This is a genomic window from Bradyrhizobium sp. S3.3.6 (assembly GCF_040546905.1).
Taxonomy (GTDB): Bacteria; Pseudomonadota; Alphaproteobacteria; order Rhizobiales; family Xanthobacteraceae; genus Bradyrhizobium; species Bradyrhizobium cytisi.
Window position 1 is genome coordinate 17,951 of sequence record NZ_JBEPOT010000010.1, and the last position, 25,199, is coordinate 43,149.

The window sequence follows — 25,199 nt, forward strand, 5'->3', positions numbered from 1 at the left end:
TTATGACGACGACGTTCGCGCGCCGCTCTGCGGCCCTTCTTGCCTGCGCCGCTTTCGGTTTTGCCACATCCGCCTACGCCCAGGAAAAAGGACAAGACAAGACCGTCACAATCGGCGTGCTCAACGACATGTCCAGTCTCTACGCCGACATCGGCGGTCCGGGCTCCGTGCTGGCCGTCAACATGGCGGTGGAGGATTCCGGTCTCCGCGCCAAAGGCTGGAAGATCGAGGTCCTCAGCGGCGATCACCAGAACAAGCCGGACATCGGGGTCAACATCGCGCGGCAGTGGATCGACACCCAGAAGGTCGACATGATCACCGACACGCCGAACTCCGGCGTGGCGCTGGCAGTCAGCAACGTCGCCAAGGAAAAGAACGCGGTCCTGCTCAACAATGGCGGCGCCAGCGCCGACCTCACCGGCAAGGCCTGCAACGCCAACACCATCTCCTACACCTACGACACCTACATGCTCGCCAACGGCACCGGCAAGGCGCTGACCAAGGCCGGCGGCGACAGCTGGTTCTTCCTGACCGCCGACTATGCCTTCGGCGCCGCGCTCGAGCGCGACACCAGCGCGGTCGTCACAGCCAACGGCGGCAAGGTGCTGGGCGGCGTCAAGCATCCGCTCAACACGTCCGACTTCTCCTCTTTCCTGCTTCAAGCGCAGAACTCGAAGGCGAAGATCGTCGGGCTTGCCAACGCTGGCGGCGACACCACCAACGCGATCAAGCAGGCGGCCGAGTTCGGTATCGTCGAAGGCGGCCAGAAGCTCGCAGCGCTGTTGCTCTTCATCAACGACGTCCACTCGCTCGGCCTCAAGACCGCGCACGGCCTGACCTTCACCGAATCCTTCTACTGGGATCTGAATGACAACACCCGCACCTGGTCCAAGCGCTTCCAGGAAAAGACCGCCAACAAGGCGATGCCGTCGATGACGCAGGCGGGCAACTATGCCGGCGTGATACACTATCTCAAGGCGCTCGAGGCGCTCGGCGGCAATCCGCACGACGGCGTCAAGGTCGTCGCCAAGATGAAGGAAATCCCGACCGACGATCCGCTGTTCGGCAAGGGCCCGCTGCGCGAGGACGGCCGCCGTATCATCCCGGCCTATCTGTTCGAGGTGAAGAAGCCCGAGGAGTCGAAGGGACCGTGGGACTATTACAAGTTGGTCGCGAACATCCCGGCCGAAGATGCCGCCAGGCCGCTCAAGGACAGCGAGTGTCCGCTGGTGAAGAAGTGACCGCGTAGCAGTCATCCCGGGGCGATGCGCAGCAGCGAACCCGGGATCTCGCACGGCATCTGATGCTATCGTAGGGTGGGCAAAGGCGCAAAGCGCCGCGCCCACCATCTCTCCGAGACTGCAAGACGCGGTGGGCACGCTTCGCTTTGCCCACCCTACGAAACCTGTTTTGTCACCAGCGTCGCGCTCACGAGGGCCGCTTGCGCTTGTGGGCGAAGGGGTTGGCCTTCTCGCGCAAGGTGATGCGCACCGGCGTGCCCGGCAGCTCGAAAGCCTCGCGCATCGAGTTGATGAGGTAGCGCAGATAAGATTGCGGAACTGCGTCCGCACGCGAGCAGAACAAGACGAAGCTTGGCGGGCGCGCCTTGGTCTGGGTGATATAATTCAGTTTCAGCCGGCGGCCGGACACGGCCGGCGGCGGATTGGCCTGAACCGCCTCCTCGAACCAACGGTTCAATGCCGACGTCGAGACGCGCCTGTTCCACAGCGCATAGGCGTCCTGGATCGCCTGCATCAGGCGATCGATGCCCTCGCCCATCAGGCCGGAGACGGCGACGATCGGCACGCCCTTGATCTGCGGCAGCCAATGGTCGGCGTCGCGGCGCAACGTCGAGATCGCGCCGCCGCCCTTGGTCTCCATCAGGTCCCATTTGTTGACGGCGAGGACGACCGCGCGTCCCTCGCGCTCGATCAGATCGGCGATGCGCAGATCCTGCTCTTCGAAGCGATTCTGCGAATCCATCATCATCACGACGACTTCGGCAAAGCGCACCGCGCGCAACGCATCAGCAACCGAGAGCTTTTCCAGCTTCTCCTCGATGCGCGAACGCCGGCGCAGGCCGGCGGTGTCGAACACGCGGAATTCCCGGCCTTTCCAGTTGAGCTCGACCGCGATCGAATCGCGCGTGGTGCCGGCCTCCGGGCTCGTCAGCAGGCGTTCCTCGCCGAGCAGATGGTTGATCATGGTCGACTTGCCGGCATTGGGCCGGCCGACGATGGCAACCCGGATCGGGCGCGTCGCGGCCTCTTCCTCGGTGAGCGGCTCGTCGTCCTCGGCCTCATCCTCGTCGACGGGCTCCGGCATCAGCTTGGCGAGCTCGTCGTAGAGCTCGCCCATACCCTCGCCGTGCTCGGCCGAGATCTGGATGGGATCACCGAGGCCGAGCGCAAAGGATTCCATTGCGCCGGCGTCACCGTGCTTGCCCTCGCTCTTGTTGGCGACCAGCAGCACCGGCTTGTTGGCCTTGCGGGCGAAATCGGCGAAGGCACGGTCGGTGGGTGTGAGGCCTATGCGGGCATCGATCACGAAGAACAGCGCATCGGCCAGCGCGATCGCGGTCTCGGTCTGCTCCTGCATGCGCGCCGTCAGCGAGCCCTTGGCGCCCTCATCGAGGCCGGCGGTGTCGATGATGGTGAATTCGAGATCGCCGAGCCTGGCCTCGCCTTCGCGGCGGTCGCGGGTGACGCCGGGCAAATCATCGACAAGCGCGAGCTTCTGTCCAACCAGGCGGTTGAAAAGCGTCGACTTGCCGACATTGGGTCGGCCGATAATGGCAATCGTAAAGGACATCAGTCATTCGTGCGCCGTGGAGGTAGCGCCTGTCAATTCGGTGAAAAATATCAGCGGGAGAAACTGCCGCTGGGCATCGGCGCCGGGAACGCCCCCTGCGACTGCTGTTGCTGGGTGGTCTGTGCCGATTGTGCCGGCTGCTGTGCGGGTTGCTGGTCCGGCGGCGGCGCGGTGGTGCGCTTGCGGACGATCTTCTGCTTGGGCGGCGGCGCGGCAGGCGCCGGCGCCGCCTCGGGCTGGACCTCGCCATCGACCTCGCCGGCCGGCGCTTCGGCCGGTGCGGCTGCGGTCGCGGCCGGCTGCCTGGTCTTCTTGCCCTTGGCGGATTTCGACGGTTTCGCGGGCTCGGCGGGCGGCGGCTCGGCCGGCAGTGCCGCGACGGCAGGCGCGTTGGGATCCTGCTGTTGCTGCGCGCCCTTATACATGTCCTTCGGTACGCCCTGCTCGAGACCCGGAACGCCCTCGGGGAATACCGGCTTGCGGTCGCCCGGCAGCTTCTTCTTGGTATCGAGGAAGTCGAGCAGATCGCTCGGATCGAAGCTGGAGCAACCGCCCAGAACACCTGTGAAGGCGATCAGGACGGCGGCTGCGATCAAGCGGGGCGTGGCGCGCATATTACTATCTCGTCTCAGCTCTCGGGGCCGTCAGCTCTTGGCGACGGGCGGCAGCAAGGCCTGGAGCGCCTCGGCGCGCGAACGCAGGCCCGGCGGCGTTTCGCCGTCCTCGGCGATCGCATCGAGCCATTTGCGGGCCGCGGTCATGTCGTTGTTGCGCCAGGCCGACAGCGCCAGCATCTCGCGAGCGCTGTGGCGGAAGGTCGATTTAGGCTCGGCAGAGGTCTCCAGCCGCTGCTGGATGTCGGCGTAGTTCGCGCTGTCTACCAGCAGGCCGGCGGCGCGGACCTTTGCAAGATCCCGCCACTCGCTGCCGACACCGGAGTCGGCGGCGATGTCGTCGTACATCTTGGCCGCAGCCTTGGGATCGCGGGCCGATGCCTCGGCTGCAGCGCGAAGCCGCGCCAGGGTGCGGTAGCCGGACGGCGCCTTGGCGGCGAGATCGGCAAAGGCCGTCTCGGCCTCCGCGTGCTTGCCCTGCTCCGACAGCTCGACGGCCTTCTCGAAGATCGCGCCGGCCTCGGCGGCCTTCTTGGCCTCCAGATACTGATAGCCGCGCCAGCCGCCCACGGCCGCCACCACCAGCACCATGAGGGCGATGAAGTAGAGCGAATATTTGTCCCACAGCTTCTTGAGCTGCTCGCGACGTACTTCCTCGTCGACTTCGTCAAATAATTCAGACACTTATGCCAATCCCATGCCCGGCCGGGAGCGCGCGCCAGATCGTGCGCGTCTAAAGCCCGTCCCCACGTCGCGGCGGCGATACCCTATCGATATGGCGGTGGCAAGGCAAAGCAAGGCCGATCAAGGCGTTAACGCGCGATCCGGAATATCCCGGTGCCCCTACCCCAGCCCGGGTCAGGCCCCGACCAGCAGCTCCCGCAGCTGGCGCTTCACTACCTTGCCATTGGCGTTGCGCGGCAGGGGCTCCCCCGTGACTGTCATGGTCTCCGGCACCTTGTAATCGGACAGCCGCTCCGCGCACCAGGCCCGTAGGTCGTCGCTGCCGACCTGGATACGTGTGACCACGACCGCATGGACGCGCTCACCCAGCACCGGGCATGGCTTTGCAATGATCGCGCTCTCGACCACGGCGGGGTGGCCGGCCAGCACGGATTCGACCTCGGCCGAATAGATCTTCAACCCGCCGCGGTTGATCATGTCCTTCTGGCGGTCGAACACACGGACGAATCCTTCTGCATCGACCGAGCCGAGGTCGCCCGAATGCCAGAAGCCGCCGGAGAAGCTCTCGGCCGTGGCCTTCGGGTTGTTCCAGTAACCCTTGATGACGGAGGAGCTCTGGATCCAGAGCTCGCCGATCTCGCCGGGCGGCAGCTCGCGCCCGTCCGTCCCCATCACGATGATGCGCGCGCCCGGACACGACAGGCCGACGCTGTCGATATGGCTGGCCGTCAGCTCGGCCGGCATGATCGTGGACGGCGACGCCGTCTCGGTCGAGCCGTAGCAATTTGCAAGCTTCAGGCCCGGAATTGTCGCCTTGAGCTTCTCGATGGTCGCGACCGGCATCGGGGCGCCGCCAAAACCGCCGACGCGCCAGCTCGAGAGATCGCAGCTGCCGAAATCCGGCTGCAGCAGGCAGAGATTGTACATCGCCGGCACCATCACCGTGTAGGTGACACGCTCGCGCGCCGCGAGCTTGAGATAATCCGCCGCCTTGAACTCCGGCATGATGATCAGCGCGCCGCCGCAGCGGATCATGGTCGTGATGTTGGCGACGACGCCCGTGACGTGCCCGAGCGGCACGGCCGCGATCGAGCGGTCGGCTGCCGTCAATTGCAGGCAGGACACGAACACCATCGAGGAATGCACGATGTTGCAATGGGCGAGCATCGCGCCCTTCGGCTTGCCTGTCGTGCCCGAGGTGTAGAGGATCATCGCGGTATCTTCCTCGTTGACTTCGACCGGTGCCGCGGCCCGTGCGTTGTCGGCGAGCACCGCGAAGCGCGACAGAGCCGGATCGCCGTCGATGGCGACGCGATGGATCACATCGGGCACATCCTGCGCATCGGGCAGCCGCTCGGCGAGACCCGCTTCGTGGATCAGGATTTTGGCGCCGCAATCGGTCAGGACATAGGCGATCTCCGGCTTCTGCTGGCGCGTGCTGAGCAGCACGGTGACCAGCCCCTCATGCGCTGCGGCAAACAGCAACAGTGGGAATTCGATGCGGTTACCGAGCAGGATCGCAACGCGGTCGCCGCGCCGCAGGCCAAGCTTGCGAAAGCCCGATGCAATCCGCGCGGCCTGCTCCACCGCCTGCCGCCAACTGAGCCGGACATTGCCGCAGACCAGCGCTTCGCCATCGCCGTTGCGCGCGGAAGCCTCGGCAATCATCGCCCAAAGACTGGCCGGTCGATCGGTGAAGGCCGGGACTACCCGATCGCCAAACCGCGCCTCGAACCGCATCGGCGGAATCTGAGATTGCGACCAGTCCATCGGAGGGCCCTCGGCTTGTTGCTTTTGTTACCTTCCGCGCATGGGCACGCGGTGCTGTCTTGCGCCGATCGGCTAGCCACCCATGACGGGAACACCGATCACGACAGGATGGAATGCAAACGCCAGCGCCAGATAGGCAACGACGCCGACGGCAATCGCAATCAGGTCGTTGGTGACGCCACCCACCGGAATCGGCGGGCCGCCGCTATCGGTGCGATGCTTGAATGAAATGCGGTCATAGACCCCCCAACCCAAAAACGAGCCGAACAGGATGATGGAGCCGAGATCGCCATTGGCGAGCAAATGCGCCGCCGCCCACAGCTTGATGCCGGCGAGCATCGGATGCTTCAGCGTCGCATAGATGCGCCCGCGCAAATATGACGCGACCACCAGGATGACGGCAGGCAGCATCAGCGCGACCGTGATGTGCTTCATCGCCTTGGGCGGGTACCAGACATCGATCCAGCCGGTCGCGCGATAATGGCCAAAGCCCCAGACGATCAGCGCCAGTCCCGCGAGCGAGACGACCGAATAGAGGATCTTGTAGGTCCCCTCGCCCAGCCGTTCGATCGCCTGCGCGCGCGCGTCTCGTTTCGTTGTGAAAATATGGGCGGCAAAAAACAGCACCAGCCCCAGGATCATGATCAGCAGACCCACGACATCCTCCCCTCAACCAGCCCCAGGCCATGGCGTATCATCGATTGGCCGCGGGTCGCAACTGATGCGCTACTTGCCGGTCCCGCGGTTATCGACGTACCGGATCGCGATCGGACGCCCGGCCAGGGCACCGCCGAGACCGTTGGTGAATTTTAGCGGCAGGCAGGCGTTCAGCGACGAACTGATCGCATTGAGATAAGTCGCCCTTGTATCCGCAGGGACGCCTGCGGTCGCGTATGTCAGGCGTGGCGGTCCGATCAGGCCGCCGGCCTTGTTGAAGCTGAAGCGCACCGACATCTGCATCCCCATCCGCGCATTGTCCGACGGCGGCGACCAGCAGGTACGCAGCTCAGCGAAGAGGTCGCCGATCGTATCGAGATCGTGATCCGGCTTCTGGTATTTGGCGCGGTCGGCGTCTGACGGGACGCTCTCGATCGTCAGCTGGAGGTTCTCGCCGTAGGGATAATCGATCTCGGGAATGCAGGGCCCGTGATCGAGTACGCTGCAATAAGACGGCGTGCAGGGCCGATTGTCGAGCACGCTGCACGGCGAATGCGAGAACGGGATCGGATTGATCTGCCGACGCCGCGCGTCCGCGGCGACCGTCGATAGCGCCAGCAGAATAAGAACGAGGATAGCGCGCCACATGCCTTGAGCTCGCGAAATCACGTAATGAGAAGTCACGTGATGAAACGTGGCACCGCCTGTGAAGGCGTCAAGCCCACGGGCGTTCACATGGTCGCGCTTAAGTGGCGGGGCTTCGCTTACCCCTTCTTCTTGACGTCCTTGACGTTGGTGAACTCGATGCCCTCGGCGCGTTCCCTGGTGTAGCCGAGATAGAACTCGTTCCGGGCGAGGTACACGGGATCGCCGTCGACATCGTCGGCGATGCTGGAGGTGTTGGCCGCGAGGAACGTGTCGAGCTTCTTGCGGTCCTCCGAGGAGACCCAGCGCGCGAGCTGGAACTCGCTCACCTCGAACTCGACCGGCAGCGAATATTCCGCCTCGAGCCGCGCCTTGAGCACGTCGAGCTGCAGCGCGCCCACCACGCCGACCAGCGCCGGTGCGCCGTCGCGCGGACGGAACACCTGCACAACGCCCTCTTCCGACATCTGCTGAAGCGCTTCCTTCAGCTTCTTCGCCTTCATCGCGTCGGTGAGACGGACCCGGCGGACGATTTCAGGCGCGAAGCTCGGCACGCCAACGAAATTGAAATCCTCGCCCTCAGTCAGGGTATCGCCGATGCGCAGCGTGCCGTGATTGGGAATGCCGACGACGTCGCCGGCAAAAGCCTCGTCCGCAACCGAACGGTCCTGGGCAAAGAAGAATTGCGGGCTCGACAGCGGCATGCTCTTGCCGGTGCGCACCAGCTTCGCCTTCATGCCGCGGCTGAGCTTGCCGGAGCAGAGCCGCGCAAAGGCGATGCGGTCCCGATGGTTCGGATCCATGTTGGCCTGGATCTTGAACACGAAGGCGCTCATGCGCGGATCGGTCGCCTCGACCTTGCGCTGGTCGCTGTCCTGCGCGCGCGGCTCGGGAGCGAACTTGCCGAGGCCGTCCAGCAGGTCACCGACGCCGAAATTGCGCAGCGCGCTGCCGAAATAGACCGGCGTCAGATGGCCCTCGCGGAACGCGTCGAGCTCGAATGGCTTTGAGGCCTCAGTGACAAGCTCGAGCTCATCCTTCACCGCCGAGATGTCGAGATTGGCATTGAGCTTGGCAAGTTCCGCGATCTCGATCTGCTGCGCGGCGCCGGTCTTGGCGCCTCCACCTTCGAGCAGGCGCACGCCACCATTAGCGACGTCATAGGTGCCGAGAAAGTCACGGCCGCGGCCGACCGGCCAGGTCATCGGCGTCGTGTCGAGCGCCAGTGTCTTCTCGATCTCGTCGAGCAGCTCGAAAACATCGCGGCTCTCGCGATCCATTTTATTGATGAAGGTAATGATCGGGATATCTCGAAGACGACACACCTCGAACAGCTTTCGCGTCCGCGCCTCGATGCCTTTGGCGGCATCGATCACCATGACAGCAGAGTCGACGGCAGTCAGCGTGCGGTAGGTGTCTTCCGAAAAGTCTTCGTGGCCCGGCGTGTCCAGGAGGTTGAAGACGAGGCCTTCGAACTCGAAGGTCATCACCGAGGTCACGACCGAGATGCCGCGCTCGCGCTCGATCTTCATCCAGTCCGAGCGGGTGTTGCGCCGTTCGCCCTTGGCCTTGACCTGGCCGGCCAGATTGATGGCGCCGCCGAACAGCAGCAGCTTTTCGGTCAGCGTGGTCTTGCCGGCGTCCGGGTGCGAAATGATCGCAAAAGTGCGCCGTCGCGACACCTCTGCGGCAAGCGGGGAACGGGCCGGCGATTCGGCTGTGGTGGCGATGTCGGACATTGCGGGAGCGTTTGGCAGGGAAAATGGGCCTGAGCAAGCCTCATTTGGTGATTGCGGAGCCCTTTGGCCAGCCCCATATCGGCTTCGATCAGACAGATCTTTGCGGGAGGACGACCTTCCTGCTCATCAGCCTATCAGCCTGCGGGGACGACCCTGCCATGAATGGAGGGTCGTCATGGCCTGGAGCATCCTGTTCGTCGCCGGTCTTCTCGAGATCACCTGGGCGATTGGCCTGAAATATACCGAAGGTTTCAGCAGGGCGGTTCCTTCCGTCATCACGCTCGCGGCGATGGCGGGCAGCGTGATCCTGCTCGGGCTCGCGCTCAAGTCATTGCCCGTCGGAACCGCCTATGCGGTATGGACCGGCATCGGGGCGGTCGGCACCGCGACGCTGGGCATCATCCTGTTCGGCGAACCCGCGACCGCGCTTCGCCTCGCCAGCATCGGGCTGATCGTCGCCGGCATTGTCGGGCTGAAGCTCGTTACTTGAAGATCTGGACCGCCCACCAGCTCAGTGCCGCGACGATGGCCGAGGCCGGGATCGTGATCACCCAGGCATAGACGATCGAGCTCGCCACGTTCCAGCGCACCGCCGAGACGCGGCGGGCCGCGCCGACGCCGACGATGGCGCCGGTGATGGTGTGGGTGGTCGAGACGGGGACGCCGAGGAAGGTGGCCATGAACAGGGTCGCCGCCCCGCCGGTCTCGGCGCAGAAACCCTGCATCGGCGTCAGCTTGGTAATGCGCAAGCCCATGGTGCGGACGATCCGCCAGCCGCCCATCAGCGTGCCCAGCGCCATCGCCGCCTGGCACGACAGCACCACCCAGAACGGCACGGTGAATTCGCCGCCGAGATGGCCCTGCGAATAGAGCAGCACGGCGATGATGCCCATCGTCTTCTGCGCATCATTGCCGCCATGGCCAAGCGAATAGAGCGAGGCGGAGGCGAATTGCAGGATGCGGAAGGCGCGGTCGACCGCGAACGGCGTCGAACGCACCGAGAGCCAGGACACGATGGCGACCAGCATCATTGCAAGCAGGAAGCCGACCAGCGGCGACAGCACGATCGCCAGTACGGCCTTAGTCAGCCCACTCCAGACCGCGGCCGATAGTCCGGCCTTGGCCATGCCGCCGCCGACGAGGCCGCCGATCAGCGCATGCGAGGAGGAAGACGGGATGCCTAACGCCCAGGTCACGAGATTCCAGACGATGGCGCCGACAAGCGCTGCGAAGATCACCTGGGCATCGACAATCGCGGGATCGATGATGCCGGTGCCAATGGTCTGGGCGACGTGAAGGCCGAACACCATGAAGGCGACGAAATTGAAGAACGCGGCCCAGATCACCGCGAATTGCGGCCGCAGCACGCGGGTCGAGACGATGGTCGCGATCGAATTGGCGGCGTCGTGCAGGCCGTTCAGGAAGTCGAACAGCAGCGCGACGGCGATCAATCCGACCAGGACGGGAAGACCCAACGCAGCATCCACGGCGCGGCCCTGCCCTAAACTTGCTCGATGACGATGCTGTTGATCTCGTTCGCGACGTCGTCGAAGCGATCGGCCACCTTCTCGAGATGGTCGTAGATTTCGACGCCGACGATGAAGTCCATCGCGCTGCCGTTGCGGTGCTTGAGGAACAGCTCCTTCAGGCCGATGTCGTGGAGATCATCGACGCGGCCTTCTAGCTTGCCCAATTCCTCCGTGATCGCGGTCAGCATTGCGACGTTGGGCCCGATTGACTGCATCAGCGGCAGCGCGCGTCCCACCAGATTGGCGCACTCGATCAGGAGCGCGCCGATCTCTCGCATTGGCGGCTCGAAGGTGCGGACCTCGAACAGCATCACCGCCTTGGCGGTCTGCTGCATCTGGTCGATGGCATCGTCCATCGAGGTAATGAGGTTCTTGATGTCGCCGCGGTCGAACGGCGTGATGAAGGTGCGGCGCACCGCCGTCAGCACCTCACGGGTGATGTTGTCGGCATCGTTCTCGAACTGATTGACCCGCTGACAGTAGACCGGCGTCTCCTCCCCCCCGTTCAGCATGCCCTGCAACGCGACGGAGCCCTGGATCACGGTCTGGGCGTGGCGGTCGAACAGGTCGAAGAACCGTTCTTCCTTGGGCAGGAAAGCGCGAAACCAACGCATCATGGGAATAGTCTACCGGTTGGACATGGCCCGGCCCGAACGGACCGTCGTAAAACCGTCATAGACCATTTTCGCTTCGCGCGCGTGTCATCTCGCGCCCGCGGAGCCGGATCATCCACCGGATTCGCGCACCAATGAAACTGGTGCGATATCAATTATTTAGAGCGACCGCCGAAAGTAGTGCGCAACTTCACCAACGACGCCACGGCGGAAGGTGAGCACGCAGATCACGAAGATCGAGCCCTGGATCACCGTCACCCATTGGCCGAAACCGGCCAGATATTGCTGCATGGCGATGATCGCGAAGGCGCCGACCACGGGACCGAAAACGGTGCCGAGACCGCCGACCAGCGTCATCAGCACGACTTCGCCCGACATCGACCAGTGCACATCGGTGAGCGAGGCGTTCTGCGCCACGAACACTTTCAGCGCGCCGGCAAAGCCCGCCAGCGTTCCCGACAGGACAAACGCCAGGAACTTGTACTGGTCGGTCCGGTAGCCGAGCGAGATGGCACGCGGCTCGTTCTCGCGGATCGACTTCAGGACCTCGCCGAACGGCGAGTTGATGATGCGATAGATCAGCAGGAAGCCCGCGAGGAAGCCGACCAGCACGACGTAATAGAGCACCGTCGGCTTCGACAGGTCGAGCACGCCGAACATGTGCCCCTGCGGAATGCCCTGGATGCCGTCCTCACCGTGGGTGAACGGCGCCTGGAGGTAGATGAAGTACAGCAGCTGCGACAGCGCCAGCGTGATCATCGAGAAATAGATGCCCTGGCGGCGGATCGAGATGTAGCCGGTGATGAGCGACAACCCGAACGCCGCAGCGATGCCGACGAGAATGCCGAGCTCAGGCGGCAGCGCCCACACCTTCAGCGCGTGCGCGCTGCAATAGCCGGCCGTGCCCATGAACATCGCATGGCCGAACGACAGCAGCCCGCCATAGCCGATCAGAAGGTTGAAGGCGCAGGCGAGCAGAGCGAAGCACAACGCCTGCATCACGAAGAACGGATAGATGCCGCTGAACGGCACCGAGGCCAGCAGCAGCGCCATCACCGCGAATACGATCATCTCGTCACGCATCGCGCGGGGGCTCATCGGCAGCGTGTCGTCCGTCAAGGCTGTCATATCAGGCTGCCCTTCCCGTCAATCCGGTTGGCTTCACCAAGAGCACCAGCACCATCAGCACGAACACGACGGTGTTGGAGGCCTCGGGGTAGAAATATTTGGTCAGGCCCTCGATCACGCCGAGCGCGAAGCCGGTGATGATGGAGCCCATGATCGATCCCATGCCGCCGATCACCACCACCGCGAAAACCACGATGATGAGGTCGGCGCCCATCAGCGGCCGGACCTGGTTGATCGGCGCCGAGAGCACGCCGGCGAGCGCCGCCAGGCCGACGCCGAGACCGTAGGTCAACGTGATCATGCGGGGCACGTTGATGCCGAAGGCACGCACCAGCGTCGGATTTTCAGTGGCGGCGCGCAAGTTGGCCCCAAGCCGCGTCTTCTCGATCAGGAACCAGGTCGCAAGGCACACCACCAGCGAGAAGATGACGACCCAGCCGCGATAGATCGGCAGGAACATGAAGCCGAGATTCATGCCGCCCTTGAGTTGGTCCGGAATAGAGTAAGGCAGGCCTGACGAACCGAAATAGTTCTGGAACACGCCCTGGACGATCAGCGCGATGCCGAAGGTCAGCAGCAGACCGTAGAGATGGTCGAGCCCGGTCAGGAATTTCAGCATGGTCCGTTCCAGGATCATGCCGAAGATGCCGACGATGATCGGCGCAAGCAGCAGCGCCCACCAGTAATTGATGCCGCCGAGGTTCAGCAGGAAATAGGCGACGAAGGCGCCCATCATGTAGAGTGCGCCATGGGCGAAATTGATGATGTTGAGCATGCCGAAAATGACGGCGAGCCCGAGACTGAGCAGCGCATAGAATGAGCCGTTGATCAGTCCCACCAGTAGCTGTGCGTAGAGAGCCTGCATCGATCCAGCACCCAGTCCCTTCGGCGTTCCCAAAGTAGCGCCCGCCGGCTCGTCGCCGGCGGGCTTCGGTCTTATTTCTTAAGCAGCGCGCACTTGCTCTCGGAGAGCGGCGTGAAGGCCTGATCGCCCGGCACGGTGCCGACGAGCTTGTAGAAGTCCCACGGTCCCTTGGACTCGGAGGGTTTCTTCACCTCGAACAGATAGGCGTTGTGGATGGTGCGGCCGTTGGGCTGGATCTCGCCCTTGCCGAACAGGTCGTCTTCCGTCGGCATCGACTTCATCTTCTCGACGACCTTGACGCCGTCATGAGGATTGCCGCCGAGCGCGTCCAGCGCCTTGAGATAGTGGCGCACGCCCGCATAGACACCCGCCTGCACCATGGTCGGCATCGCGCCGCTCTTCATCTTCTCCGAGAACCGCTTGGAGAAAGCCCGGGTCTGATCGTTCATGTCCCAGTAGAAGGTCTCGGTGAAGTTCAGGCCCTGCGCGGTTTCCAGACCGATCGCCTTGACGTCGGTGAGGAACAAGAGCAGCGCCGCGAGCTTCTGACCGCCCTTGACGATGCCGAACTCGGCGGCCTGCTTGATCGTGTTGGTGGTGTCGCCGCCGGCATTGGCAAGGCCGATGATCTTGGCCTTGGAGGCTTGCGCCTGGAGCAGGAAGGACGAGAAGTCCGGCGTGTTGAGCGGATGCTTGACGCCGCCGACGACCTTGCCGCCGTTGGCGGTGATAACGGCGGTGGTATCGCGCTCGAGCGCCGCACCGAAGGCGTAGTCCGCGGTCAGGAAGAACCAGGTGTCACCACCGGCCTTCACCAGCGCCTGGCCCGTGGTGTGGGCCAGCATGTAGGTGTCGTAGGTCCAGTGCACGGTGTTGGGCGAGCACTGCGCGTTGGTGAGGTCGGAGGTCGCCGCACCCGAGTTGATGTAGACGCCGTTCTTTTCCTTCACGACGTTATTGACTGCGAGCGCTACGCCGGAATTCGGCACGTCGACGATGATGTCGACCTTGTCGACGTCGAACCACTGTCGCGCGATCGCGGTGCCGATATCCGGCTTGTTCTGGTGATCGCCGGAGATGATGTCGATCTTCCAGCCCTTCGCGGCGAGGCCGGAATCTTCCACCGCCATCTGCGCGGCAAGCGTCGAGCCGGGCCCACCGAGGTCGGCATAGAGACCGGACTGATCGGACAACGCACCGATCTTGACCGTCTTGTCCTGCGCGAAGGCTGCGCCGGCGGCGGTCACGGCCAACGCCGTGCCAAGCAACAACGATGCAGTGGACTTTTTCATGCTACTTCCCTCGTGAATCTTCTCGCGACCGTCCGACCCTTTGGCCGTACTAGACGCCGAGATAGGTGTGGAGCTTGTCCATGTTGGTGGCAAGCTCCGCATTGGAAAACCCGTCAATGATCTTGCCGTGCTCGACGACGTAATAGCGGTCGGCGACGGTCGATGCGAACCGGAAGTTCTGCTCGACCAGAAGGATCGTGAAACCTTCCTTCTTCAGCCGCGCAATGGTGTGACCGATCTGCTGAATGATGACGGGCGCAAGACCTTCGGTCGGCTCGTCCAGCATCAGGAAGCTGGCGCCGGTGCGCAGGATGCGCGCGATCGCAAGCATCTGCTGCTCGCCGCCGGAAAGCTTGGTGCCCTGGCTGTTGAGCCGCTCCTTCAGGTTCGGAAACAGATCGAATATCTGTTCGAGCGGCAGTCCGCCCGGGCGCACCACCGGCGGCAGCAACAAATTCTCCCGCACGTCGAGACTGGAGAAAATCCCCCGCTCCTCCGGGCAGAACGCGATGCCCATGCGCGCGATCCTGTCGGAGGTCGTGCGGATGATGTCCTGGTTGTTGAATTTGATCGAGCCGGCACGCTTGCCGATGATGCCCATGATCGACTTCAGCGTGGTCGTCTTGCCGGCGCCGTTGCGCCCGAGCAGCGTGACGACCTCGCCCGCGTTCACGTCGAAGTCGATCCCGTGCAGGATGTGGGACTCGCCGTACCAGGCTTCGAGGTTGCGGACCTGGAGGATGGTGCCGCCGGTTGCGGCCTTCGCCGGAGCGTCGGCCATTGCAGTCTCAGGCATGACCGGCTCCCAGATAGGCTTCCTTGACGCGCTCGTCCTTGGTCAGATCGGCGTAATTGCCCTGCGCGAGCACCTGCCCGCGCGTCAGCACGGTGATGATGTCAGAGAGATTGGCCACGACGCTCAAATTGTGCTCGACCATCAGGATGGTGTATTTCGCCGAGATGCGCTTGATCAGCGCTGCGATCTTATCGATGTCCTCGTGGCCCATGCCGGCCATCGGCTCGTCCAGCAACATCATCTCCGGATCGAGCGCCAGCGTGGTCGCGATCTCGAGCGCGCGCTTGCGCCCGTAAGGCATTTCGACCGCCGGCGTATTGGCAAACTCGCTGAGGCCGACATCGTTCAACAATTCGAGCGCGCGGTTGTTGAAACGGTTGAGCGTCGATTTCGAACGCCAGAAATCAAAGGAGCTGCCGTGCTGACGCTGGAGCGCAACACGGACGTTTTCCAGAGCGGTCATGTGCGGAAACACCGCCGAGATCTGGAAAGAACGTACCAGCCCCATGCGCGCCACGTCGGCGGGCGGCATGGCGGTGATGTCCTGTCCCTTGTACAGGATTTTTCCGGCAGACGGTTTGAGGAACTTGGTCAGAAGATTGAAGCACGTCGTCTTGCCGGCCCCGTTCGGGCCGATCAACGCGTGAATACTCCCACGGCGAACCCTAAGCGCAACGTCGCGGACGGCAAAGAAGCCCGCGAACTCCTTGGTCAAGCCTTCCGTTTCGAGAATGAACTCATCGGCCAAACAGATTTCCCCCTGCCCGCGCAACGCGTGGCTGTCCTTGTTGCTTCGGCTTTCCGGGGGCCTTGGAGCCTTCCCGGAACGCTGCCTCCGGGCGCGGAATATGCCGGAGGTGACGGGGGTTAGGCAAGGCGGAAAGCTGAGCAGGTCAGACCTCCGGCCGGGAGTCTTATGCTCCCTTAGTTGGAGGTTTGTGATGTCGCGCCTGCCGGCCTTCCGGTTCGCAAGGCACCGGTCATCAAGCCGTCGTTAACGGTCTTTGGTCCCGCGCGCCAGCCTTCATCAAAAATTTTCCCGCCGCGGCGATCATGGGCGGGTTTCATTCGCCGGGAATATTGCTTTGGATTTCGCCAGCGCCGCTCCCTCCGTCGTCAAGTCGATCAAGCAGCGTGACCTGCTCAACACGTGGCTGCGGCTTTATGCGCGCCACCATACGGCGCCGGCGATCTGGGAGTACCAGCCCGCGCGGCTCGAGGAAGAGCTGTCCGATCTCATCTACTACACCGTGGACAATTCGACGCCAACGCCGCGCTTGACCATTCAAAGTGAGGGCACACGGATATCGCGCGCCTACGGCCATACCGGTAAGGGAATCCTGCTGGAGGACTATGTCGGGCCGCGGCTCGCGCCCTTTGTCATGCCGGTCTATCGCGAATGCATCGCGCGCGCGCTTCCGGTCTACAGCGTTGCCGACGTCGACGACATCTATGGCCGCGTCGTTGCCTATGAACGGCTGCTGCTGCCTTTCCTGACCGACGACAAGGTCAGCCACGTCATCGCTTCGCTCAAGACCTTCTGCGAGGACGGCGGCTTCGAGATCAAGAATCTGCTGCGCGGAAATGACGCGCTGCCGCGGCCGAAACTGCGCACGGTGATCGACCGCGATCTGTTTCACCGCGCCCCAGGACGCATTGCGGCCGCCGACGTCGTCGAATTCGCCGATCAGCCCGGCGATCCGAGCGTCACCGCCGAGATCATCGAGCTGAACTGACACTTAGCGCGATTTGGCCCTGACTTCCTTGTCGTAGATATCCGGCTTGAAGCCGACCAGGAGCTTGCCGCCGATTTCGAGCACCGGCCGCTTGATCATCGATGGTTGCGCTAGCATCAGGGCTAGCGCCTTCTTCTCGGTCAGGCCTTCCTTGTCGGTGTCCGGGAGCTTCTTGAAGGTGGTGCCGGCGCGATTGAGCAGCGTTTCCCAGCCGAGCTTGTCGCTCCATTGCTTGAGCTTGTCCTTCTCGACGCCGGCGGCCTTGTAATCGTGGAACTCGTAGGTGACGCCATGGGTGTCAAGCCAGGCGCGCGCCTTCTTCATGGTGTCGCAGTTCTTGATGCCGTAGATGAAGTTGGGCAAGACGGTCCTCGCGCATGCGTCGTTACGTGCCGTGGTCATGGCCTTGGCGTTGTACGAAACTCCGCTTCGCGCGACAATATTGCCAACGACGCTTTCGACCTCTACCCGAACGGACACACCATGCACGTCACCCACGATCCAGTCGCGTCCGCCTCGCCGACCATCGACTTCAACACGTTCCTCGCGGTCGATATCCGCGTCGGCACCATCGTCGACGCAAAACCGTTTCCCGAGGCGCGCAAGCCGGCCTGGCGGTTGTGGATCGACTTCGGCCCGGCCATCGGCGTGCGCAAGAGCTCGGCGCAGATCACCGAGAACCATCCGCTCGAGACGCTGGTCGGACAGCAGGTCGCGGCCGTCGTCAATTTCCCCCCGCGCCAGATCGGACCTGTCGTCTCGGAGGTGCTGACGCTCGGCTTCCCCGATGCCGACGGCAAGGTCGTGCTGATGCAACCGAGCAAGCCGGTGCCGAACGGCGGGCGGCTGTTCTAGCGTGGGGGAGCGGCAACCGCAGCCCCTTGCCATGGATCCTCAGGATCGGCATCGGATTTCTTGCCCGCGGCGCGGGCGGCGCTACAATGCTCTGAGCCAGTTTCACGGCCGCTTCGGGATGTTGAGCCCGCGCTCCACGGCAGGACGCGCCAGTCCGCGTTCGAGCCAGGCGGCAACCGACTTGAACTGGCTGAATGCGACGAGATCGCCGGCGCCGTAGAAGCCGATGAGGTTGCGCACCCAGCCGAGCATGGAGACGTCGGCGATGGTGTAGTCGTCATCCATGAACCATTGCCGGCCGGAAAGATGCGTCTCCATCACGCCGAGCAGGCGCCTGGACTCGCCCACGTAACGCTCGAGCGGCCGCTTGTCCTGAAAATCCTTGCCGGCGAACTTGTGGAAGAAGCCGACCTGGCCGAACATCGGCCCGATGCCGCCCATCTGGAAGTGCACCCACTGGATGGTCTGGTAGCGCCGCGCGGCGTCCTGCGGCAACAGCTTGCCGGTCTTCTCCGCGAGATATTGCAGGATCGCACCGGACTCGAACAGCGGCAGCGGCTTGCCGCCGGGGCCATTGGGATCGAGGATCGCCGGGATCTTGCCGTTGGGATTGAGCGAGAGGAATTCCGGCGTCTTTTGGTCGTCCTTGCCGAAATCGACGAGATGGACTTCGTAAGGCAGCCCGATCTCCTCCAGCATGATCGAAACCTTGACGCCGTTCGGCGTCGGCAGCGAATAGAGCTGAAGCAACTCCGGATGCCTGGCAGGCCAGCGCTTGGTGATCGGAAAGGCGGACAAATCAGACATCGAGACCCCGGCTTCGTTCGCGAGCTGCCGCTTAATCTAGGCGAGCCATCGAACGGCGCAAGGCCGAGCTACCATCTCAACTGTCTCGGTGCCGAGACTCGATCACAATGGCCGCAGCAAATGACTTGTGGCGTACACTGCGTCGCGCTGTGCGCGTTGCTCGATGAAGAGCTGCCCGGTCACGAGCAGCGCTCCGACGAAAAAAAGTGCGAGCATTGCGGTCGCAAACTGACTGACATCATTCATCGCAAGCGTTTCCCTGTATTTGGTTCGCACAGGGAACGCAGGGTTGCCGTTGGCAGTTCCTCCACACTTCAAATAAATTGCCGCTTTTTCCCGATGCAGCGAGCTGGCTCAATAATTGATCTCCATCCGCAGACCGCGCGGATCGATCTCATCCCCGCCGACGCGCTGCTTGCTGTCCCGCGCCGCGACTGCACATGCGCAGGCATCGATCAGATCGTCGCGGTCGATGCCGGTGCCGTGGCGCTGCATCAGCCATTTCGAGAGCTTCGTGAAGCCGCGCTGCGCCAACAGTGCAATGCGCAGCTCGCGACCTTCCGCCGATGTCTTCTTCGCAAGCCGAACTCCCCTCACAAGATTCCACAAGATCAGCTCCGGATGCGCTTCGCCGATCGTCGCCTGCCGCACCGGTGTCATGATCTCGTCGACCTCCCTGATCTTGTCCCTGATATTCCAGAGCTGCGCCGAGACGCCCCTCCCCTTGCCTTCGTGCTCCCAATAGTGCCGGTTGGCTGCGGCCATATCGGGAAACCTCCAGAGATCGCGGCGGGCCCCGAGAAACACGGCGGGGCCCACCATTTCACGCGCACGCAAGTCGCATGTTCGATAACCTTCGGTCTTCAACCCAATCGGCATGTCGATCATCGCGCGCGCATGCGGCATCGCGAGCAGCCGCGTGAGGCCCGGCGAATAGTCGAAGCCGTGCTGGCCACACTCGTCGATCCACGCGGCGACCCAGCCGAAACGAAATCCGTCGAGACCAAGATAGGTTTTCACGCGTCCGGTTGCGCCTCCTACCAACGTTTGTTCATCCTTCGCCCCGACGACCCTCGAACAGCCGTTGCGCCAGCAGCGCATCGCCGAGCGTGCCGCCGGCGGGCGCGATCGCGCAAAAGGGTTCGCGGGCGCCTGCAATTTGTTCGTGGTCAGCCTCCAACGGCCTGGTAGGCCAGGCGCTTGAACTCGAAGAAAAACGGATTCCAGAAGCCCATGTGGCGCTGGGCCATCAGGACGCCGGCGGTATTGGCCTCAGGGCAAATCCACCAATGGGTGCCGGCGAGCCCGCCCCACTGGAATTCGCCGGTGGAATTCGGGGGATCGAACTGCGTCGGCGCGAAGGTGACGGCGCCGCCAAGGCCAAAACCCTTGCCAGGCATCGGCCCGAGATTGGCGAAGCGAATCGTCTCGCCCGCCGGCAATTGGTTGGTCATCATCTGCCGCAGCGTCTCCGGCTTCAGCAGCGCCTCCGGCCCGGGCACCAGGGCACGCACCAGCGCGAGCATGTCCGGTAGCGTCGAGACCAGCCCGCCACCGCCCGACAGCCGCGGGAACGGCCGTCGATAGGCCTGCGGGTAAGGCAGATTGTCGGCGCGGGTGAGGCCCGGCTTGGTCGGATCAAGCACGTCGGCGCCGGTATAGTGCGCAACCAGCCTGCCCTGCAGCGCTTCAGGCACGGAGAAGCCGGTATCGGTCATGCCGAGCGGATCGAAGATGCGCGCCTTGAGGAAGGCATCGAGCGGCTTGCCCGAGACGACCTCGACGACGCGACCGAGCACGTCGGTCGCCACCGAATATTCCCAGCTGGTGCCGGGATGATAGGACAGCGGCAGATCGGCCAGCTTGTCGATCAAGTCCGTCAGCGGCGTCAGCGGATTGAGCACGCGCGCCTCGTTGTAGCCTTTGAACAGCACCGTACCGGGATCGAAGATGCCGTAGCTGAGGCCCGAGGTGTGGGTCAGAAGCTGCCGGATCGTGATCGGGCTTTTCGCCGGCTCGACATCAGCAAGATTTGCCGCGCCCTGCTTCAGTACCTTGCGATTTGCAAGCTGCGGCAGCAATTTTTCGATCGCGTCATCGAGCCCGATGCGGCCCTCCTCGACCAGCAGCATGATCGCAGAGGTGACGAAAATCTTGGTATTGGAGAACGCGCGGAAGATATAGTTCGGCCGCAGCGCCGTCTGTGCCTCGCGATCGGCAAACCCGACGCATTGCTGGTCGACCAGTTCGCGTCCGCGCAGCACCGCCCAGGACACGCCGGGGACGATCTCCTGATCGACATAGCGCTGCATCGCCGTCCGCACAGCGGAATAATCTGGATTTGTTGTCCTGGCGTCCATAGATGGGCTCCCCCCGAATTGGTTGCGATGGATATAGCGACGAATCGGCCGCGGGGAAGCCCGTTCGCGCGAGGCGCGGACGGCGCCGGCAACACCCGCATTTTTGTTTCACCGCGTGTTCGCACCCGCGCGAGCAACACAACGAAAACGCCAGCAATCCTTGCGGCAAGACCTCATTAAGCGCGCGACCTTTAGCCTCACGGTCATGTTCAGCGTATCTTCAATTCCATCAAGGGTAACCGTCAATGACCTCGATCTCCGCAACGACCACCAATTCCTACTCCCCACTCGACCGCCTCAAGAGCGAGCTCACCAAGGAAGTCTCGGCGGGCACCATCAGCTCGAGCGATGAGTCCGCGCTCTCGTCCGCGCTCGACGACATCGATTCATCGCTCAAGAGCGGCGCATCGAGCGCGAGCTCCTCGTCGCCGCCTTCGGCTGACGAGATGCAGTCCAAGATCGACGACCTCATCCAGAACGAGGTAGCGAGCGGCAAGCTGACCAGCGACCAGGCCAGCGAGCTGAAAAACGTGTTCGCCAACACCTTCTCCGGCAGCGCCGGCGGACCGCCGCCGCCCGATGGCAGCAGCGACTCATCGAGCTCGAGCAGCACGGATTCGACCTCCTCGTCCGATTCCTCGTCCAGCTCGTCTTCGGCCACCACCGCAGAGCTGATGAAGGAGTTGATCTCGCTGCTCCAGAACGCGACCAGCCAGTCGACCTCCTATAGCTCCAGCGGCAACTCGGCGTCCTCCAACGCATCGAGCGCGCTGCTCGTCGACTATTCGACATAAGAGCTGCGGACCGGCGCACTCCGTCGGGCCGTCACCCCTGCTTCATCAACGCCGTCACGTGCAGACGACGGCGGATGCGCATGCCCTGGCGCTGATAGAGCGCGATAGCGGATGTGTTGTTCGAAAACACGTGCAGGAACGGATTCTCGCCGCGCGCCTCGATCTGGCGCGCGACCGCGGCGAGCAGCGCCTGCGCGTAGCCGCGCCCGCGATAGTCGGGATGGACGCAGACGGCCGTCATCTCGACGAACTTGCCCGGCTTCATGCGCTCGCCGGTCATCGCGACCAGCTCGCTCCCGGCGCGAATGCCGAGAAACGTGCCGAGTTCGTGCGTCCGTAAAGCGAACGGTCCGGGCTTGGTCAGCGCCGTCAGCGCCATCATGGCAGGCACATCAGCCTCGCCGAGCGTAACGATCTCGACGCCACGCAACGGACTGTCCGCAGGCGATCCGATCATCTGCTCGCCGGACTCCGTCAGCACGACCTTGAAGCCCGAGGGAACATCGACCGGCTCCGGCGTGAACAGCGCGGCGACTTGCGAGCCGGACATGAGATCACCGAGCGCGGCAAAGCTTGCTGCCGACATGTCGACCATGTCGGCGAACGGCGTCATGTCCAAGGGATAGCGCAGCGCGCGCGGGCCGCCTTCGGCCAGATGCTTATGGCTCGTCGTCAGCGCGCTCCAGATCGGACGATCCAGTAGCCGCACATCGTTGTCGGACACCGGCTCAATCCTTGTCGAAGCTAACGATCACGGCCGCATTGGCAATGAGGATGGGGTCGTTGGCCTGCTCGGTGGCCGACGCAATCTCCAGCCCGCCCTTGACCGCGTTGACAGTCACGGTGCCATAGGGAAGCTCCTTCGCAACCGCCTCCTTGTCGACGGCCTCGGGATTGGGCACGCCGATCGTGACGTCGACGAACATGTCGTTCGCGGTCTTGCCGATCATCCGAAAGAAACCGAGGCTCGAATGCCGGATCGCATCCGACACCGCCCGCTTCGCCGCCTTGGTGGCGTCCCTGCCGTGAACGTCGACGCCCATGCCCATCTCGGTGATACAGCGAACGCGAGTCATGTCTTATTCCTGTGGCTGATTGGATGATTGGGAGTGTCGGCGATCGGTGGTCGCGACACAAGTGCGGTTGTCGTATTCAGGCGTGATCTCCGCCACAAGCTCCATCATTGCGAGCGCAGCGACGCAATCCGGAATCTTTCCACGGAGGGACTCTGGATTGCTTCGCTGCGCTCGCAATGACGATGTGGAATAGCTTCGCCCCATCACATCAGGCCTTCGATTTCTCATGGGCCCGCAGCTCGTCGACGAGCACCCGCACGTTCTCCGAATAATCGATCGGGATCGAGATCAAGTGCACGCCGCCTTCCTTGAAGGCAGCATCCAGCGTCGGGCCAAAGCTGTCGATGCTTGCGATGCGGTGGCCCTTGGCGCCGTAAGCCTTGGCGTACATGGCAAAGTCGGGATTGCCGAACGTCATGCCATAATCGGCAAAGTGATCGACGGCCTGCTTCCAGCGGATCATGCCGTAGGCGTGGTCCTCCAGCACCAGCACGACGAGGTTGAGCTTGAGCCGGACGGCGGTCTCCATCTCCTGGCTGTTCATCATGAAGCCGCCGTCACCGGCGACCGCGAGCACGCGGCGATCGGGATAGAGCATCGCAGCCATCATCGCCGACGGCAGGCCGGCGCCCATCGTTGCCAGCGCATTGTCGAGCAGCAGCGTGTTGGCGACGCGGGTGCGGTAGTTGCGCGCGAACCAGATCTTGTACATGCCGTTGTCGAGCGCGACGATGCCGTTCTCCGGGATGACCTGGCGGATGTCGTGCACGATGCGCTGCGGCGTCGGCGGCCAACGCGCCTCGGTGGCGCGGTCGGCGATGTGGTTGAGTATCTCTTCGCGCAACGGCAGCAGCGCCGCCGCCTGCGGCAGCTTGCCTTCGAGCCGGTCAGCCAGAAGCTCCAGGCTCGGGCCGACATCGCCGACGACCTCGGCGTCAGGAAAATAGACCAGCTCGACACTCGCCGAGGTGTAGCTGACGTGAATTACCTTCGGCCCCGACGGCCCCATGATGAAGGGCGGCTTCTCGATCGGATCATGGCCGATCGCCACGATCAGGTCGGCGGCGTCGATGGCGTCGTGGACATAATCGCGCTCCGACAGCGCCGCGGTGCCCATGTAGAGATTGGTGCCGCCGGGAACGGTGCCCTTGCCCATCTGCGTGGTAAAGAACGGAATGCCGGTCCGGCGCACGAAGCTCGCGATGCCGTGCGTCGAGCGCGGCCGGCTGGTCGCCGCGCCCATCATCACCAGCGGACGCTTCGCGGCCAATATCATCCCGGCGGCTCGGTCGAGCGCGGCGCGGTGCGCAACGGGAATCTCGATTGGATGGATCGGGATCACGGGGACGGGCGGCACCTCATCGCCCGCGATGTCTTCGGGCAGCTCCAGATGCACCGGACCCGGCCGCTCCTCCATCGCCACACGGAAGGCGTCGCGCACCACGGTCGGAATCGAGGAGGCGCTGATGATCTGCCGCGAGAGCTTGGTCAGCGGCTTCATGGTCGCGACCACGTCCACGATCTGGAAGCGCGCTTGCCGGCTGCCCATGATCGGCTTCTGCCCCGTGATGAGGATCATCGGCATCGCGCCGAGATGTGCGTAGGCCGCGCCGGTCGACAGATTGAGCGCGCCCGGGCCAAGCGTGGAGAGGCAGACGCCGGGCTTGCCTGTCAACCGGCCGTGGGTCGCTGCCATGAAGGCGGCCGCCTGCTCGTGGCGGGTCAGGACCAGCTCAATCGTGGAGGTCCGCAGCGATTCGACGAGGTCGAGGTTTTCCTCGCCGGGCACGCCAAAAATGCGATCGACGCCTTCGTTCTCAAGCGCCGCGACGAACAGGTCCGATCCCTTCGCTTTGCGTTCCTGCTCGCTCATGTCGCCTCCGCTTGTTGCCGGCTCCCATGTTCCGGGAGCGGGCGCATGGTAGCGGTTGGCGCCGCGGGCACAACTCACAAAGAGGCGCACAGCTCCATCAACACCGTTATTGCGAGCGCAATGATGGCGTATGGCGAGACGACATTCGCCCCCCCTCGTGTCCCGGACGCGCTGCAGCGTTCTTACGCTGCTGCGCAGAGCCGGGACCCAGCAGGCCGCACACTATGCCGATGCATGGGCCCCGGCTCTGCAGCGCATCACTTCATGCTGCGCAGCGTCCGGGGCACGAGACCTTTGTGCAACGATAAACACAGCTTCGCAGCCTCGCGGCTTGTTTCACCCGAGCTTTGCTTCGGCGCCTTGCCCTCAATTGAAAGAGGGCGCAGGGAAGACCGGGTGCCGGCTGGCACCCGCGGTCCACTGTGCGATAATTGCGCTACAAGAATCTGCACAGCGGCATACAGGTGAAGCCAAACAACCGGCCTTCCCTGCGCAGTGGCTTTACGGCTTATGTCGCGCTCTCCCCGGGGAGCGATGCACTATTGCCCCCGTCG

Annotated in this window: 27 protein-coding genes; 5 read left to right on the plus strand and 22 right to left on the minus strand. The window is 63.6% G+C overall.

Going from position 1 to position 25,199, the window contains the following annotated elements; all coding sequences use genetic code 11:
* The first annotated feature begins 2 nt into the window (after positions 1-2).
* Positions 3-1,241, plus strand: coding sequence for an ABC transporter substrate-binding protein (locus tag ABID59_RS25615; RefSeq protein ID WP_354085221.1), 1,239 nt, complete (start codon positions 3-5; stop codon positions 1,239-1,241).
* A gap of 187 nt (positions 1,242-1,428) precedes the next feature.
* Here the strand turns inward: ABID59_RS25615 and der are convergent, their stop codons facing one another.
* The 7 genes from der to ABID59_RS25650 all read right to left on the minus strand — a co-directional run bounded on the left by der (position 1,429) and on the right by ABID59_RS25650 (position 8,920).
* On the minus strand, positions 1,429-2,811 hold the full coding sequence (der, locus tag ABID59_RS25620) for a ribosome biogenesis GTPase Der (RefSeq protein ID WP_354085222.1): 1,383 nt from the start codon (positions 2,809-2,811) through the stop codon (positions 1,429-1,431).
* Between the two features lie 50 nt (positions 2,812-2,861).
* Positions 2,862-3,425, minus strand: a complete 564-nt coding sequence (locus tag ABID59_RS25625; RefSeq protein ID WP_354085223.1) for a hypothetical protein — start codon at positions 3,423-3,425, stop codon at positions 2,862-2,864.
* Positions 3,426-3,455: 30 nt separating this feature from the next.
* Positions 3,456-4,109 (minus strand): tetratricopeptide repeat protein, encoded by a 654-nt coding sequence (locus tag ABID59_RS25630; RefSeq protein ID WP_354085224.1) that lies wholly within the window; start codon positions 4,107-4,109, stop codon positions 3,456-3,458.
* A 174-nt stretch (positions 4,110-4,283) separates the two neighbouring features.
* On the minus strand, positions 4,284-5,879 hold the full coding sequence (locus tag ABID59_RS25635) for a class I adenylate-forming enzyme family protein (protein WP_354085225.1): 1,596 nt from the start codon (positions 5,877-5,879) through the stop codon (positions 4,284-4,286).
* Positions 5,880-5,951: 72 nt separating this feature from the next.
* Complete coding sequence (locus ABID59_RS25640) at positions 5,952-6,536, minus strand: NnrU family protein (protein WP_354085226.1); 585 nt, start codon at positions 6,534-6,536, stop codon at positions 5,952-5,954.
* A gap of 69 nt (positions 6,537-6,605) precedes the next feature.
* Positions 6,606-7,184 carry a UCP034077 family protein gene (locus ABID59_RS25645; RefSeq protein WP_354085227.1) on the minus strand — a complete coding sequence of 193 codons (579 nt, stop codon included), beginning with the start codon at positions 7,182-7,184 and terminating at the stop codon, positions 6,606-6,608.
* 116 nt (positions 7,185-7,300) lie between these two features.
* Entirely contained in the window at positions 7,301-8,920 is a 1,620-nt protein-coding gene (locus tag ABID59_RS25650; RefSeq protein WP_354085228.1) for a peptide chain release factor 3, read from the minus strand.
* Between the two features lie 175 nt (positions 8,921-9,095).
* On the opposite strand from ABID59_RS25650, the gene sugE reads away from it, so the two are divergent.
* Positions 9,096-9,410 (plus strand): quaternary ammonium compound efflux SMR transporter SugE, encoded by a 315-nt coding sequence (gene sugE, locus ABID59_RS25655; protein ID WP_148754251.1) that lies wholly within the window; start codon positions 9,096-9,098, stop codon positions 9,408-9,410.
* Here sugE and ABID59_RS25660 read toward each other — a convergent pair.
* The 7 genes from ABID59_RS25660 to ABID59_RS25690 form a co-directional block, all read right to left on the minus strand.
* On the minus strand, positions 9,403-10,407 hold the full coding sequence (locus ABID59_RS25660; RefSeq protein WP_148754250.1) for an inorganic phosphate transporter: 1,005 nt from the start codon (positions 10,405-10,407) through the stop codon (positions 9,403-9,405). The genes sugE and ABID59_RS25660 overlap by 8 nt on opposite strands.
* A gap of 14 nt (positions 10,408-10,421) precedes the next feature.
* Positions 10,422-11,066 carry a DUF47 domain-containing protein gene (locus ABID59_RS25665; RefSeq protein WP_148754249.1) on the minus strand — a complete coding sequence of 215 codons (645 nt, stop codon included), beginning with the start codon at positions 11,064-11,066 and terminating at the stop codon, positions 10,422-10,424.
* A gap of 156 nt (positions 11,067-11,222) precedes the next feature.
* The gene (locus ABID59_RS25670; protein WP_148754248.1) at positions 11,223-12,191 is read right to left on the minus strand and encodes a branched-chain amino acid ABC transporter permease; all 969 of its coding nucleotides are present in this window, start codon (positions 12,189-12,191) and stop codon (positions 11,223-11,225) included.
* Position 12,192: 1 nt separating this feature from the next.
* Complete coding sequence (locus tag ABID59_RS25675) at positions 12,193-13,056, minus strand: branched-chain amino acid ABC transporter permease (protein WP_354085229.1); 864 nt, start codon at positions 13,054-13,056, stop codon at positions 12,193-12,195.
* Positions 13,057-13,127: 71 nt separating this feature from the next.
* A complete protein-coding gene (locus ABID59_RS25680) occupies positions 13,128-14,348 on the minus strand; it encodes an ABC transporter substrate-binding protein (RefSeq protein WP_354085230.1) in 1,221 nt (406 codons plus the stop codon).
* Between the two features lie 49 nt (positions 14,349-14,397).
* Positions 14,398-15,144 (minus strand): ABC transporter ATP-binding protein, encoded by a 747-nt coding sequence (locus ABID59_RS25685; RefSeq protein WP_354085231.1) that lies wholly within the window; start codon positions 15,142-15,144, stop codon positions 14,398-14,400.
* A complete protein-coding gene (locus ABID59_RS25690) occupies positions 15,137-15,892 on the minus strand; it encodes an ABC transporter ATP-binding protein (RefSeq protein ID WP_354085232.1) in 756 nt (251 codons plus the stop codon). Before ABID59_RS25690 ends, ABID59_RS25685 begins: the two co-directional genes overlap by 8 nt.
* A 337-nt stretch (positions 15,893-16,229) precedes the next feature.
* Between ABID59_RS25690 and ABID59_RS25695 the strand changes: the two genes are divergently transcribed.
* Complete coding sequence (locus tag ABID59_RS25695; protein WP_354085233.1) at positions 16,230-16,880, plus strand: PAS domain-containing protein; 651 nt, start codon at positions 16,230-16,232, stop codon at positions 16,878-16,880.
* 3 nt (positions 16,881-16,883) lie between these two features.
* On the opposite strand, the gene ABID59_RS25700 is transcribed toward ABID59_RS25695, so the two are convergent.
* Positions 16,884-17,243, minus strand: coding sequence for an ArsC family reductase (locus ABID59_RS25700; protein WP_354085234.1), 360 nt, complete (start codon positions 17,241-17,243; stop codon positions 16,884-16,886).
* A gap of 120 nt (positions 17,244-17,363) precedes the next feature.
* On the opposite strand from ABID59_RS25700, the gene ABID59_RS25705 reads away from it, so the two are divergent.
* Complete coding sequence (locus tag ABID59_RS25705; protein ID WP_148754241.1) at positions 17,364-17,735, plus strand: tRNA-binding protein; 372 nt, start codon at positions 17,364-17,366, stop codon at positions 17,733-17,735.
* Positions 17,736-17,837: 102 nt separating this feature from the next.
* On the opposite strand, the gene ABID59_RS25710 is transcribed toward ABID59_RS25705, so the two are convergent.
* The 4 genes from ABID59_RS25710 to ABID59_RS25725 form a co-directional block, all read right to left on the minus strand.
* The gene (locus ABID59_RS25710) at positions 17,838-18,542 is read right to left on the minus strand and encodes a glutathione S-transferase family protein (RefSeq protein ID WP_354085235.1); all 705 of its coding nucleotides are present in this window, start codon (positions 18,540-18,542) and stop codon (positions 17,838-17,840) included.
* 102 nt (positions 18,543-18,644) lie between these two features.
* Positions 18,645-18,788 (minus strand): hypothetical protein, encoded by a 144-nt coding sequence (locus tag ABID59_RS25715; RefSeq protein WP_187435202.1) that lies wholly within the window; start codon positions 18,786-18,788, stop codon positions 18,645-18,647.
* Positions 18,789-18,896: 108 nt separating this feature from the next.
* Positions 18,897-19,562, minus strand: coding sequence for a DUF429 domain-containing protein (locus ABID59_RS25720; RefSeq protein ID WP_354085236.1), 666 nt, complete (start codon positions 19,560-19,562; stop codon positions 18,897-18,899).
* Between the two features lie 149 nt (positions 19,563-19,711).
* Positions 19,712-20,902 (minus strand): serine hydrolase domain-containing protein, encoded by a 1,191-nt coding sequence (locus ABID59_RS25725; RefSeq protein WP_354085237.1) that lies wholly within the window; start codon positions 20,900-20,902, stop codon positions 19,712-19,714.
* Between the two features lie 245 nt (positions 20,903-21,147).
* Between ABID59_RS25725 and ABID59_RS25730 the strand changes: the two genes are divergently transcribed.
* Positions 21,148-21,696 carry a hypothetical protein gene (locus ABID59_RS25730; RefSeq protein ID WP_354085238.1) on the plus strand — a complete coding sequence of 183 codons (549 nt, stop codon included), beginning with the start codon at positions 21,148-21,150 and terminating at the stop codon, positions 21,694-21,696.
* Positions 21,697-21,727: 31 nt separating this feature from the next.
* Here ABID59_RS25730 and ABID59_RS25735 read toward each other — a convergent pair whose 3' ends face one another.
* The 3 genes from ABID59_RS25735 to ABID59_RS25745 form a co-directional block, all read right to left on the minus strand.
* A complete protein-coding gene (locus ABID59_RS25735) occupies positions 21,728-22,420 on the minus strand; it encodes a GNAT family N-acetyltransferase (protein WP_354085239.1) in 693 nt (230 codons plus the stop codon).
* 4 nt (positions 22,421-22,424) lie between these two features.
* Entirely contained in the window at positions 22,425-22,772 is a 348-nt protein-coding gene (locus ABID59_RS25740; protein WP_148754235.1) for a Lin0512 family protein, read from the minus strand.
* A 208-nt stretch (positions 22,773-22,980) separates the two neighbouring features.
* Complete coding sequence (locus tag ABID59_RS25745) at positions 22,981-24,645, minus strand: acetolactate synthase large subunit (protein WP_354085240.1); 1,665 nt, start codon at positions 24,643-24,645, stop codon at positions 22,981-22,983.
* Positions 24,646-25,199: the final 554 nt, after the last annotated feature.